At 67.8% G+C, this 12,086-nt stretch carries 13 protein-coding genes and 3 pseudogenes; 8 read left to right on the forward strand and 8 right to left on the reverse strand.

Annotation, left to right across the window (positions count from 1 at the left end):
- Window positions 1–77: 77 nt before the first annotated feature.
- On the forward strand, window positions 78–353 hold the full coding sequence (locus OG817_RS13730; protein ID WP_406054710.1) for a DUF1876 domain-containing protein: 276 nt from the start codon (window positions 78–80) through the stop codon (window positions 351–353).
- 132 nt (window positions 354–485) lie between these two features.
- On the opposite strand, the gene OG817_RS13735 is transcribed toward OG817_RS13730, so the two are convergent.
- On the reverse strand, window positions 486–662 hold the full coding sequence (locus tag OG817_RS13735; RefSeq protein WP_406054712.1) for a hypothetical protein: 177 nt from the start codon (window positions 660–662) through the stop codon (window positions 486–488).
- A 41-nt stretch (window positions 663–703) separates the two neighbouring features.
- Between OG817_RS13735 and OG817_RS13740 the strand changes: the two genes are divergently transcribed.
- Window positions 704–1,960: a ferric reductase-like transmembrane domain-containing protein gene (locus OG817_RS13740; RefSeq protein ID WP_406054714.1), complete on the forward strand. Its 1,257-nt coding sequence runs from the start codon at window positions 704–706 to the stop codon at window positions 1,958–1,960.
- A gap of 264 nt (window positions 1,961–2,224) precedes the next feature.
- Window positions 2,225–2,509, forward strand: a complete 285-nt coding sequence (locus OG817_RS13745; protein WP_406054717.1) for an FMN-binding protein — start codon at window positions 2,225–2,227, stop codon at window positions 2,507–2,509.
- 398 nt (window positions 2,510–2,907) lie between these two features.
- On the opposite strand, the gene OG817_RS13750 is transcribed toward OG817_RS13745, so the two are convergent.
- Window positions 2,908–3,555, reverse strand: a complete 648-nt coding sequence (locus tag OG817_RS13750; RefSeq protein WP_406054719.1) for a pyridoxamine 5'-phosphate oxidase family protein — start codon at window positions 3,553–3,555, stop codon at window positions 2,908–2,910.
- Window positions 3,556–3,782: 227 nt separating this feature from the next.
- Here OG817_RS13750 and OG817_RS13755 point away from each other — a divergent pair, with 227 nt between their 5' ends.
- Complete coding sequence (locus OG817_RS13755; RefSeq protein ID WP_406057436.1) at window positions 3,783–4,436, forward strand: response regulator; 654 nt, start codon at window positions 3,783–3,785, stop codon at window positions 4,434–4,436.
- Between the two features lie 366 nt (window positions 4,437–4,802).
- Here OG817_RS13755 and OG817_RS13760 read toward each other — a convergent pair.
- Window positions 4,803–5,231, reverse strand: a pseudogene (locus tag OG817_RS13760) (AAA family ATPase); the annotation flags it as partial.
- Here OG817_RS13760 and OG817_RS13765 point away from each other — a divergent pair.
- Window positions 5,226–6,164 (forward strand): putative PEP-binding protein, encoded by a 939-nt coding sequence (locus tag OG817_RS13765; RefSeq protein WP_406054721.1) that lies wholly within the window; start codon window positions 5,226–5,228, stop codon window positions 6,162–6,164. The pseudogene OG817_RS13760 and the gene OG817_RS13765 sit on opposite strands and share 6 nt — an antisense overlap.
- A 175-nt stretch (window positions 6,165–6,339) precedes the next feature.
- On the opposite strand, the gene OG817_RS13770 is transcribed toward OG817_RS13765, so the two are convergent.
- Window positions 6,340–6,552: a hypothetical protein gene (locus OG817_RS13770; RefSeq protein ID WP_406054723.1), complete on the reverse strand. Its 213-nt coding sequence runs from the start codon at window positions 6,550–6,552 to the stop codon at window positions 6,340–6,342.
- A gap of 391 nt (window positions 6,553–6,943) precedes the next feature.
- Between OG817_RS13770 and OG817_RS13775 the strand changes: the two genes are divergently transcribed.
- The 3 genes and pseudogenes from OG817_RS13775 (at window position 6,944) to OG817_RS13785 (ending at window position 8,876) form a co-directional block, all read left to right on the forward strand.
- Window positions 6,944–7,135: a hypothetical protein gene (locus tag OG817_RS13775; protein ID WP_406054725.1), complete on the forward strand. Its 192-nt coding sequence runs from the start codon at window positions 6,944–6,946 to the stop codon at window positions 7,133–7,135.
- A gap of 617 nt (window positions 7,136–7,752) precedes the next feature.
- Window positions 7,753–7,923, forward strand: a pseudogene (locus OG817_RS13780) (helix-turn-helix transcriptional regulator); the annotation flags it as partial.
- Window positions 7,920–8,876, forward strand: a complete 957-nt coding sequence (locus OG817_RS13785; protein ID WP_406054727.1) for a DUF3560 domain-containing protein — start codon at window positions 7,920–7,922, stop codon at window positions 8,874–8,876. The pseudogene OG817_RS13780 and the gene OG817_RS13785, both read left to right, overlap by 4 nt.
- A 120-nt stretch (window positions 8,877–8,996) precedes the next feature.
- On the opposite strand, the gene infA is transcribed toward OG817_RS13785, so the two are convergent.
- From infA to OG817_RS13805, 4 genes and pseudogenes are all read right to left on the reverse strand, one after another.
- Window positions 8,997–9,221 carry a translation initiation factor IF-1 gene (infA, locus tag OG817_RS13790; protein WP_406057439.1) on the reverse strand — a complete coding sequence of 75 codons (225 nt, stop codon included), beginning with the start codon at window positions 9,219–9,221 and terminating at the stop codon, window positions 8,997–8,999.
- A 69-nt stretch (window positions 9,222–9,290) separates the two neighbouring features.
- A pseudogene (locus OG817_RS13795) lies at window positions 9,291–9,896 on the reverse strand (GNAT family N-acetyltransferase); the annotation flags it as partial.
- A 76-nt stretch (window positions 9,897–9,972) separates the two neighbouring features.
- On the reverse strand, window positions 9,973–11,163 hold the full coding sequence (locus OG817_RS13800) for an ABC transporter permease (RefSeq protein ID WP_406054729.1): 1,191 nt from the start codon (window positions 11,161–11,163) through the stop codon (window positions 9,973–9,975).
- On the reverse strand, window positions 11,153–12,073 hold the full coding sequence (locus OG817_RS13805; RefSeq protein WP_406054731.1) for an ABC transporter ATP-binding protein: 921 nt from the start codon (window positions 12,071–12,073) through the stop codon (window positions 11,153–11,155). Before OG817_RS13805 ends, OG817_RS13800 begins: the two co-directional genes overlap by 11 nt.
- Window positions 12,074–12,086: the final 13 nt, after the last annotated feature.

The following is a 12,086-nucleotide window of genomic DNA, read 5'->3' on the forward strand; positions in this document are numbered from 1 at the left end:
CGGACGGCCCTGGCGCGGACTCCGGCGCCTTCGGACCATGGCTCTACAGGGGTCTATCGATGGGAGGGGCGAGCATCATGATCGCGAGCAGGCACTGGAGCGTCGAGATCTTCATCGACGAGCACGAGGACGAGCGGACCACCCACGCAGAGGCCCGGCTGCACACGAACGACAAGACGCATCTGATCGGCCGGGGTACCGCCCGCCGGAATCCGAACGACACCGACATCGCCGAGATCGGCGACGAGCTCGCCGTTGCGCGGGCCCTGTCGAGCCTCGCCCACGCGCTGCTCGACGCAGCCACGTCCGACATCGAGCAGATCACTCACGAGCACATTCACCTGCAGGGTTGAGCGCAGGCCGGAGAGGGCTGGCCTGTTGCCGCAGATGGCCGTGCTCATGACCCGGATGCCGGAGGGACGGACTTCTTGGGGCGGGGGATCCGGCCGGAGTTCAGCAGGACGAAGAAACCACTCACATTGGCGCTACCGCTCGACCCGGAAGGCGTGCCGGGCCGCCGGGAGCGCGACGCACAGGGCTGGCACGGTCCAGAGCCAGAAGCCCCAGCCGAAGCACATCAGGGCGAGATGGAAGGCGATGACCGCGAGATAACCGGCGCGCGGGCTCTTGACCAGGAGTACGGCGATGGTCAGTTCGGCCACGGCGAGGAGCAAGGCCCACAGCGTCCGGACGCGGTCTCCAGTTGCTCGCGGCCGGGCCGGCCGACCTGCTGACATCGCTCGGTCGGTTGTCCGGTCTGGTGGCGGCGGACCTGTTGCTGGTTCAGGTGTTCCTGATGGCGCGGGTGCCGATGATCGAGCGCAGCTACGGTCAGGACGAGCTGGCCCGCAGGCACCGGCTGGTCGGCTTCTGGTCCTTCAACCTGCTGATGGTCCATGTCGCCTTGATCCTTGCTGGATACACGTTGCGGGATCACAACGATGTCCTGCACGAGACGTGGAGCGTCGTCACGACGTACGGCGGAATGCTGCTGGCCGTCGCGGGAAGCATCGCGCTGACGGTCGTCGTGCTTACCTCGGTCCGGGTCGCTCGCCGGGCCTTGCGTTACGAGTCGTGGCACCTGCTGCACCTGTACGCGTATGTCGGGGTGGGGCTGTCCGTGCCGCACGAGATCTGGACCGGCGCGGACTTCACGACCTCGGCGGTGGCGCGGGCGTATTGGTGGTCGGCGTACGCTGTCGCACTGATCGCGATCCTCGTCTACCGCGTGGCGTTGCCGGTCTGGCGCACACTTCGGCACGGACTGACCGTGCGAGAGGTCGTGCGAGAGGGTCCCGGCGTGGTGACGGTTCTGCTCGCCGGTCGTGGTCTGCAGCGGATGCCGGTGCAGGCAGGTCAGTACTTCGTGTTCCGGTTCCTCGACGGTCCGGGATGGTCGCGCGGCAATCCGTATTCGCTGTCGGCGTCGCCCGCGCCCGACCGGCTGCGGGTGACCGCCAAGGCGGCCGGTGACGGCAGCAGCCGGCTGGCCGGGTTGCGGCCGGGCACCAAGGTTGCGATCGAAGGGCCGTACGGTCGGCTGACCGGCGAGCGACGCGTCACTCGCAAGGTGGCGATGTTTGCCTGCGGCATCGGCATCACACCGCTGCGGGCGCTGCTGGAGGAGCTCCCGTACGAACCAGGCGACGCAGTCCTGGTGTATCGCGCGCACGATCTCGACGACCTGGTGTTCCATGACGAGCTCGACCAGCTGGCCCACCGCCGCGGCATCACCACGCATTACCTGCTCGGGCGGCGGATACGGAACCGGCAGTCCTGGCTGCCGGAGAGCGCCGCGGCGTGGACCGACGAGGATGCGATGCGGCGGCTCGTCCCCGGCATCAGCCAGTACGACGTCTACGTACGCGGACCTGATCCGTGGTTGGACGCGGTGTGCGTGGCGGCTGCCGGACTCGGTCTTCCGCTGAAGCAGCTTCATCAGGAGCGGTTCTCGTGGTGAGAGGAGTACCTGCGTGAAGCGCGGGATGAAACTGGTCATGTCGGCCGCGTCCCTGGTGGTCGTCGGTGTGGCTCTGCGGGCAAGCCGCACCCGCGCGCGGCGGCCGGCGTGGTGTCGGCAGCACCGCCCGGCCCGCCGCGGCATGCCCCCGCGCGTCCCACGCCCCGGCCTCCGAGCCGGTACGGCGGTCAGACCGTGCCGCCGAGCCGATCGAGTCCCGCCGTCCATCCATCGGCACGCCCGAGCCCCGCGCATGTCGCGTCCGTGACCGTCGCGGGAGACGTCGTCCAGACGCAGTACGGGCGGTTGCAGGTCGAGATCAGCGTGCAGGGCGGGGAGATCACCCGGGCTCGCGCGCTTGCCCGGCCTAGCGGGGACGGACAGACCGACGCGATCAACAGCTACGCCGTACCTCAGCTCGACCAGGAGTCGCTTGCCGCGCAGAGTGCGCAGATCGACACCGTGTCCGGAGCCACCTTCACGTCGCAGGGATACCGGCAGTCGCTGCAGTCGGCGCTCGACGCGGCTCATCGGGCCGGCGCCCGATGACGAGCCACTCGGTGCGGCTGCGGCGCAATGCGGCGGTCGTCGGGGCCACTGGTGTGTTGCTTGGCCTGCTGTTCCTGTATCCGACGAGTACGAACCGCACAGACTCTCCAACCGCCACCGTGGCCAAGCCCGGGGTGGTCAGCACTGGATCGGCGAGTGGTGACCTCACGGTGAACGGCACATCGGCAGGGACCCGCTACGGACCGGTGCAGGTCCGCGTCACTGTCCGTTCGCACCGACTGGTCGCCGTGACCGCGCTCGCCTATCCGTCGTCGGGAGGACGCGACCGGGAGATCAGCGCGTTTGCGCCGGCGCTCACTGCAGTCCGCCCTGGACGCGGCCCATCTGCGGGGTTGAAGTCCTCAAAAGATCACCAAGAACCGTCCGGCGGTCGGAGGTCACCAGGAGCGGATGCGGCGGCCGCTGGTGCGGTGGGGTTCGATGGCCATGTAGGAGTCTCGCGTTCCTCCGGCCCAGGGCTCGACCCGGTCGCGGGCGGCGTCCGTCTCCTGCGCGGTGGCAGGGCGGACCATGCCGTTCACCAGGACGCTCCAACCGTCCTGCAAACCCTTGTCGACGAAGTCGATCTGGAAGGCGATCGGTGCCAGGCCGTACTGCGCGACCGCACTGTCTGCCGCGGTCCGGAAGATGATCAGGTTATTGAGGTAGCAGTAGTTGACCGGGATGACCACGAGGTCGTCGGCTCCGTTGTAGGCGATCCTGCCGACACCCCCCGCGTCGATGAGTTTCAGGCACTCCTCCTCGCGCATCGGCTCGAGTATGGGCGAGACCGGCTGATGCCGCGGAGTCCTGGCGTGGTCCAGCCTGGTCAGGTCCTCGATGCTGATGTCGAGGGCCCGCGCCAGCCGGACGAGCTCTCCACCGGTCAGCGCGAACGGGCGGGTCTCGATGTGCTCGACGCGGTCCGTGCTCAGACCGGTTCGCTGGGCGACTTCTGCCATGCTCAGGCCGAGGGCGAGCCGGCGTCGCCTGATCCGGATGCCGAGGTCGCTCGGCCTGCCCGCGGTCTGTGACTTGGTGTTCATCGGAGTCCGCCTTCCCTCGATCTCGGCAATTCCAGACAATCAGGCAGTCGCCACGGCGGTCAGGGCATGATGTCCTGAAGGACCGGGGCCGGTCGGCACGTCCGCACCGAAGGTCCCGGTCAAGGTGGGATCGTCGTCCCTGGCACATGCCGTGCCGAGGACGAGATGCTGCCGGAAGCTCGCCTGACGAACCTCGTACGGCGGGGTGGGAGCCGAAGGGGGCAGTGATGACGATCAAGGTGTTTCTGCTGGACGACCATGAGGTGGTCCGGTTGGGACTGCACCAACTACTCGACGGTGAGCCGGACATCGACGTCGTCGGTGACGCCTCGACCGCCGCGGAGGCGATCGCGCGGATCCCCGCCGTACGCCCGGATGTCGCCGTCCTGGACGTCCGGCTGCCCGACGGCGACGGCATCACCGTCTGCCGGGAGATCCGTTCGTCGATGGACAATCCGCCGGCCTGCCTGATGCTGACGTCGTACTCCGACGACCAGGCACTCTTCACCGCGATCATGGCCGGCGCGGCGGGCTATTTGCTGAAGCAGATCCACGGCGACGCCCTGATCGACGCCGTACGCCGCCTCGCCGTCGGCGAATCGCTTCTGGACCCGGCCATGACGATGAAGGTCCTGGAACGCCTCCGCCACCCAGTTGCCGAGGAGGACCCGAGGTACGCCTCCCTGACCGAGCAGGAACGCCGGATCCTCGCCGAGATCGCCGAAGGCAAGACGAATCGCCAGATCGCTCAGTCGCTCTTCCTGGCCGAGAAGACAGTCAAGAACTACGTCTCCTCCCTCCTGCGCAAACTCAACCTCGAACGCCGCACCGAAGCAGCTGTCTTCGCCGTCGAACGCACGAATAGGAACCCACAGCCGTAAGGCCCTGGGGCGTTGTGGCGGCGGCCCAGGCGACCGATTCCCTTCCTGGAAATCGTGGCCGCCTCCTGACCGATTCACGACACCGACCGCCGCACCGTCCCCAGCGGCGGTCACCACCGCGGCTCCGTCGAACAGCCGGTCGAGCACGTTCGGCATCGTCATGCCGGCGACGACGAGGCCGGTGACCTCTCGTGTCAGCAGGGCGGGGTCACCGCTCAGCAGGCGACCGTTGACCGGGGGCAGCAGGTCGGCGACCGTGGGTTGGCTCAGCAGAGGCTCCTCTGGCAGGGCGAAGGCCGATCCGCCGACGCCGGCCAGTGCGGCGACCGCATCGTCGAGCTGCTGGGGGTCGACGCGATTGGCAAGCACTGCCGCGAGTGAACCGTGGTTCTCCCTGAGCTCACCGACCGCCATGTCGGCGATGGCTCGAAGGTCATGCGGGCTGTGCTGGAACCCGTTGAGGACCAGCAGGACCGGCGTACCCAGGTTGGCGGCGATCCTGGCGTTGTAGGAGAACTCCGTCGGACTACCCACATCGGTGTAGTCGCTGCCGACGACGAGTACGGCGTCGGCCCGGTCGGCAATCTGGTGGTAGCGCTGCACGATCTCGTCCAGCGCGGCGTCGGGGTCCGCGTGCACCTCGTCGTACCTCACGCCGAGGCAGTCGTCGTACGCGAGCTGGACTGCGTCGTGGGCTGTGAGCAGATCCAGGACGTAGTCACGGCCGCCGTGCATCGCCGTGTCCGGGCGAACGATGGGGCGGAACACGGCCACGCGTTCGACCCGCCGTTGCATGAGTTTCTGCCCGACCTGACCGCACTATCGGTGCGGGCAGCGGTCGGCCGAGCCACCGGTACGCCCGATATCGACGCGGAGCGCCTGCTGCCGGCCGTCCAGCGGATGCACGAGAGCAACCCGATGCTGGGGCTGCGCGGTGTCCGGCTGGGGATCGTCATCCCGGGACTGTTCGCCATGCAGGCCAGGGCGATCGCCGAGACGGCTGCCATCGTGTCGGCGGAGGGCAATGTGGTGCGTCCGGAGATCATGGTGCCGTTGGTCGCCGGCGAGGTAGAGCTGCGTCTGGTACGGCGGGAGATCGAAGGCGTCCTCGCCGAGGTGGCGACTCGAACCGGCTGCACCGTCCCGACCCGGATCGGCGCGATGATCGAGGTCCCCAGGGCTGCGCTGGGCGCCGAGCAGATCGCGCGTTCCGCCGACTTCTTCTCGTTCGGCACCAACGATCTGACCCAGCTGACGTGGGCGTTCAGCCGCGACGACGTGGAGGCGTCGATCTTCCCGCGCTACTTCGACGCCGGGATCTTCGCGGTCTCGCCCTTCGAGTCGCTGGACGTCGCGGGGGTTGGCCGGCTTGTCAGGCTGGCCGTCGCCGAGGGACGCCGCGGCAACCCCGACCTGGTCATCGGTGTCTGCGGTGAGCACGGCGGCGACCCTGCGTCGATCGCCTTTTTCGCCGAGGCCGGTCTGGACTATGTCTCCTGCTCTCCGTACCGCGTCCCGATCGCCCGCCTCGAAGCCGGCGGTCGCGATCACTCTGATCAACTCGGTCGGCGCGGTGCCGATCGCGTACTTCGTCTACGGTCGCCAACCGCGAAGCTGATCAGTTGGAAGGTCAGGTGCTGCGGCGACACCAGCATGCGTAGGGTCAGTACAGGGGAGCGACCTCGGCAGAAGTGCAGGTCGCGTCCGACCGGGAGATCCACCTCGTGATCGGCGATCCGTTGTGGCCGGCGATGGTCTGCGTCCCGACGGCGACCGGTGGAGTGACTGTCAGGTGGTCGTCGCGACCATGAGGTTGCCGTCAGCAACCGTTGCGGACGGGTCGGTGAGATGCCGGCCGGACTGTTCCGGTTGCGCTCGACGTCGGCGTTCCGGACGGCACCGTTCACCGCCGTCCCGAGCCGTCGCCGCCCCTATCAGTTGGCGACGGTGACAGCCAGCGTCTGGCCGGCCAGGGGTGGCTCGGCCGCGCTCGACCCACCGTGCGGACGTCGTACTCGGTCAGGACCAGGTCGGCCGCCTGCCAGGCCACCCATCGATCGCCGCCGGGCGGATCGTGCGCACCGGAGGCCGTCGTACGTTGTTGCGACGCGCGCATCGCCGAGCAGTCACCTTTCAGCGCCCGCTGCCGACGCCCGGGCTGCAGTCGGGCGCGCAGTCCTTGATGCGCTGGTCCAGCTTCTTGCACCGTTCGGGCCGTCGATCTTGGACGCTATGGAGACCGTTCCTCATCGGCATGGGCCACGCGGATCGCGGCTACGGATGTTGGCGCGACAGCACGACAGTCGCGAAGCGTCGCTGTCTCTGGGAATAGCCGGTTAGGCCCTTCTGCCTACGCGGTGCCTGACCTCCGGCTCTACCGGCGGGTTTAGCAACCGGATCAGACTAGGAGTGGACCCCGGGAGGCAGTCATGACAACAACCATGCAAGATCAGTCCTCAGTTCGGTCCCCACGTGGAGGCTGGGCTTCACGGATCCTTGTTCGCGAGATGTGGGCCACGCTGGCGATCGTCGCGATGTGGGTGGCCGTGCTGTTCGTTGGCGTTTATGGAGGCGCGGCGACCTTCCACAGCGTCGATACGAGTTTCAGCACCATTCCCTCGGGGGTCTTTGTCGCCCTGTTCGCCGCTTTCGGCACCGGCTCCGTCGCCAAGCGAGTGTTCGGGCGCAAGTCGGAGTAGCGGCCAAGTCAGGCCGTTCGGTAGTGCCAGATACCGAGCGGGCGACTGGCGCCCGTGTGGTCAACACCGCCAGGCAGCTCATCGACTCGACGAACAAGTACTTGAAGGCCAACCGGGAGCCTATGGCTCCTGTGGCGGCACGGCCTCTCGACTCGGCCTTCCTTCCACCTGACCTCAACACCCTGACGCTGTAACTGTGGATCTGAGTAGCCCATGGGAGCCAGTGAGCGAGTTGCGGCGATGCGACGGGCGCGCGAACGTCAGGCCCGGATCGAAGCAGCGACTGCGCGGACGATCAGAGCGCAGGCGTCGCTGGACCGCGCGATCGAAGCCAGGTCTCTCTCGCTATCGAGCGGTACGACGAACGGGTCGCCGACGCCGAGGCAGTCTCCGCCACCGAGACGGCCGAGCTAGCCAAGATCTGCGGATCCGCCGAGGCCGCCGCCGAGATCCTGGGCTGGTCCGTGCGTCACCTCAGACGAGTAGTCAAAGCCGAGCGGGAACGAGAAACGGGATCTGTATCGCCAGCTCCGCGCAACTCCGACGAGGTCTCGCCAAGGGATGGAGGCATCGATGTCCGCCGTTCATGATTCGGACCACTCTGGGACGTAGACCAGGTCGCGGCCTACCTTCGCGTACCCAAACGAACTCTCTACCGCTGGCGGACCCTCGGCTACGGCCCTCCCGGCAGACGCGTCGGCCGATACATCCGCTATCGCGCCAGCGAAGTCATCGACTGGTTCGCCAGTCTTGATGATCACCTCCTCGACGACAGGTGGGACACGTGACCGCTCAGATCGAGATCGTTCACACGCACGCTGACGGCAGCCTGGTCAGCGGCACGAGGCGAGGCGACGGGTCGGCGGAGATGCTGAAGGCCAACAACTGGCGATGGTCTCGTCAGCTCGAGCTGTGGTACCTGCCGAGGTCGCGCGATCAGTTGGCCAAGACGAACATCCTCATGGCGACACAGGACGCGCTGTCAGCGGCGGGCTTCGAGGTATCTGTCGAGATTGATGATGCGGAGTCCAGGCCTGTGGAAGAGCGGGAGACCGACCGCGCGACGCGTGCCCAAGCGCGCTCCGAGCTCTTGCGCAATCGAGCCCTGCGCCGACGGGAATCGGCCGATGCCTCGTGGGACGCGTCCCGCCAGGTCGCCGACGGCATCCCACTGGGCCAGCCGATCCTTGTCGGCCACCATTCGGAGCCGCGCCACCGCCGGGATCTCGAGCGCATTCAGAGCCTGGCGGGTAAGTCGGTCGAGCAGACGCGGGCGGCCGAGGCAGATGAACGTCGGGCCGACGTGTTGTCGGGCGAGGCGGAGCGTCGATACTCGGTCAAGGCAGTCGGGCGTCGGATCACGCGTCTGGGGACCGAGTTGCGGAGGGTCGAACGCGAGTTGGGCGGCTACAGCCGCGTCGTCGGCGGATACTCAACGATCCACCCGCCTGCAACCGGTGACCGGGCTGAGCGTCTGGGGCTGCAACGCATCGATTTGCAGGACCAACTCAAGTACTGGACTGGCGTCCGCGATGAGCTCGCCGCGGATCAACCGACGTACTCGCACGAGACGATCAACAAGGGCGACTACGTCCGGATCAGCGGACACTGGCGGAAGGTAGCCCGGGTGAACCGGAAGAGCGTCAGCGTCGAGACCGGATACTCCTGGACTGACAGGGCGCCGTACTACGACATCACAGAGCATCGGCCTGCCGAGGACGTCGATGGTCCGGGGCTCTGACCGCTGCGTCGGTGACGGGGGCGGGCGGCTAACCCGATGACTCCAGAACGCGACGCTCGACGTCCGTCGAGGTCGCCGACCGGTCAGCATGTCGACTGTGGCCATGAGGTTGGGGTGGGGTCAGGTTCGGTAGCGGAAGATGATTCGGCCTCGGGTCATGTCGTAGGGGCTGAGTTCCACGAGGACGCGGTCTTCGGGGAGGATCTTGATGTAGTTCTTCCGGATCTCTCCGCTGATGTGGGCCAGGACCTGCTGGCCGTTGGTGAGTTCGACCCGGAAGTTGGCGTTGCGGAGGCACTCGATGACGGTGTCTTCGACTTCGATGCCGCCTGCTGTTCTGGGCATCGTCAGGCCTTTCCGGGGCCGGAGGATCAGTTCCAGACTGCGGCCCGTACGGCGTGCGCCGAGCCCCTCGAACAGCGCGATCGCGGCGGTGTTGGTCTCGTCGACCTCGGCCGTGGCGGCGTCGAACCCGGACCGGTGCAGCCCACCCAGCACGTGCCTCAGCAGCGCCCGGGCGATGCCGTGTCGCTGCTCGGCGGCCAGTACCGCGACAGTGCGGCGTTCGTCGGCCAGTTCTCTCGGGCGGTCCAGGTCCTGCGAAGGCTGCCGGGTCCTTCGGGTCGATATGCAAGTGCGCAGCCACTCCCATCGGAATACCGACGCGCCCAAGCCACTGGCCACCCTCGCTGATCGTCCAACTCGCCGAGGTGCCGGTTCCACCCATCGACCGGCACTGGAGGATTGATCCGCCGGACGGTCGCCTGGTGGCGTGGTCCGTGAACGGTGTACTGCAACTCCAGGTCGGCGGCCAGGGTGATCGCCTCGGTCTCGGTCCGGTACCGGCGCAGAGCACCTATTCCCGGCCGGTCGTCTTCCGTGGCGCGGTGAACGCGGCGTCTGATCTTCAACGGACTGCAGCCGTCGCCACGAAGGTGAGACGGCGTCACAGGCCGGAGGCCAGCAGGCGATCCGTGCGTCCCAAGCAGCCGATGAGCGGATACTCGCCTGGGCGGTCACCGTTGCGTGCAGAATCGCGAGGCTGTCGAGGCGCTAGCGCGCTAGTGCGGCGGCACGGGTTAGCACCTCGCGCCGTTCACTCGTGTGTACGGACCAGGTCGCGCAGCGGGACTCGGCCTCCGAACCGAAGGAGCGCTCCGGAGTAGATGCGGCCGGCGAGGCGGATCAGGCCCCACATCGCAATGACCATGAAGGTCGCTGCCGTCATCATCTGCCAGCCCGGGACTGCGTGAACGGCGACGCGGTAGGTCATTACGACGGGTGCGGTCGGCGGGAAGTACGACAATAGGATCGTGACGACGGCGTCGGGGTTCTCCTCGGCGTAGATGACGCCGAAGTAGCTGAGGAGCATGAGGCCGGTGATCGGGGCGATGGCCGCTTGGGCGTCCTCGATTCGGGACGTGGTCGCGCCGATGGCGGCGTACAGCACGCTGTAGAACAGGTAGCCGAGGACGAACCATAGGCAGGTCCAGGCCAGTACGTCGCCGGGGATGCTGGGCGCGTCCGCGCCGCCCCTGAACGCGGCGGTGGTGACGGCCGCGCCGCCGATCACGGCGAGCTGTGCGAGCCCGACGACGCCGATGCCGACGACCTTGCCGGCGAGAATCTCACGGGCAGGCATTCTGGCGAGCAGGACTTCCGCGACGCGGTTCGCCTTCTCCTGTACGACGCCGGTGAGCACGAATCCGGCGTAGAAACTGATCGCGACGTACATCACTCCGACTGCGATGAACCCGACGGTATTCGCGTCCTTGTCGGCGGTGTGTGCGGCCCCGAGCGTGCGACTGGTGAGACTGACGGGGACGAGTAGCTGGGCGAGTTTGTCGGAGGAGATACCGAGCCGGTCCGCCTGGTCGCGGACGTGAACCGCCTGTACCGCACTGGCGATCGCCGCCGTCAGGGTGCTGTCCGACTCTGTCCGCCACTCGACGCGAGTGCCGTCCACGAGCAGCACGTCGATCTTCTTGTCCCGGACGGCGCGTTCGCCATCAGCGACGCTCGGGTAGCGGGTCACCTCGAGGCCGTGATTGACCGCCCTGGCCTGTTCGACAAGAGCTGTCACTACTCCGTCGGGGGCGGCCCCGCTCATGCCGACGTGGTACGTCGTCGACTTCTCGAGCAGTGACGGCACGAGGATGATCGCAACGACGAGGATGACGCCGAGCACGGTGGATATCCGATAGGCGCGGCTGCCGCCACGCTCGCGGATCTCCCGCAGCGCGACGACCCAGATTCGCCGCCAGCCCTCGCGAACGTCAGCGCGCAACACCGGACACCTCCCGGGTCGTCAGTGCTGACCCCGCGACAGCCGCACGGAACAGCTCGGACAGCGTCGGCGGCTCGTAGGCGAGCCTGACGACGTCACCACCGACACCCGCGAGCAGAGTCACCGGGTCGACGGCACGGGGGATGCGCAGACGGACCCGTTTGCCGTCATGGGCCACGACGGCGGCATCCGTGAGGTGCAGCAGCCGCTCGGCGTCCCCCGCAACCGTGATCTCGAGATAGCGGTCGGCAGCGGCGTCCCGAATCGCGTCGAGGTCGCCGCTCAGCACCACACGGCCGCCCTCGATGACGACGACGTCCTCACACAGGTGCTCGACGATGTCGAGCTGGTGGCTAGAGAACAGCACGCCGGCGCCGCTATGCGCGATGTCGCCGAGCAGCCCGGACATCGCGTCCATCGCGATCGGGTCCAGCCCTGAAAACGGTTCGTCGAGCACCAGCAGGTCGGGCGCGTGCACTAACGCGGCGGCGAGCTGGACACGCTGCTGGTTGCCGTGTGAGAGGTCGTCCAGCCGGGAGTTCGCGCGGTCGGCGAGCCCGAGCGCGTCCAGCCAACGGGTCGCCTCCCGGGCCGCGGCTGCCGCCGACAGCCCCGACAGTCGGCCGAGGAACACGAGCTGGTCGAGCACCCGCATCCGCGGGTACAGCCCGCGCTCCTCCGGCATATAGCCGAACCGGCGCCGGTCGGTGGCCGTGACGGGGCCCCCGCGCCACCGGACGGCCCCCTCATCCGGGGTAACAAGACCGAACACGGCGCGCATCGCGGTCGTCTTCCCCGCCCCGTTAGGGCCGACGAACCCGGTGAGGCGGCCAGGCCGCACCTGGAACGTGCACCGAGCTAGCGCTTCGACCTCGCCGTAGCGCTTCGAGACGCCGATCAACTCGAGCACGGTCAACTCCCCA

This window comes from Kribbella sp. NBC_00889 (assembly GCF_045207705.1).
GTDB lineage: Bacteria > Actinomycetota > Actinomycetes > Propionibacteriales > Kribbellaceae > Kribbella.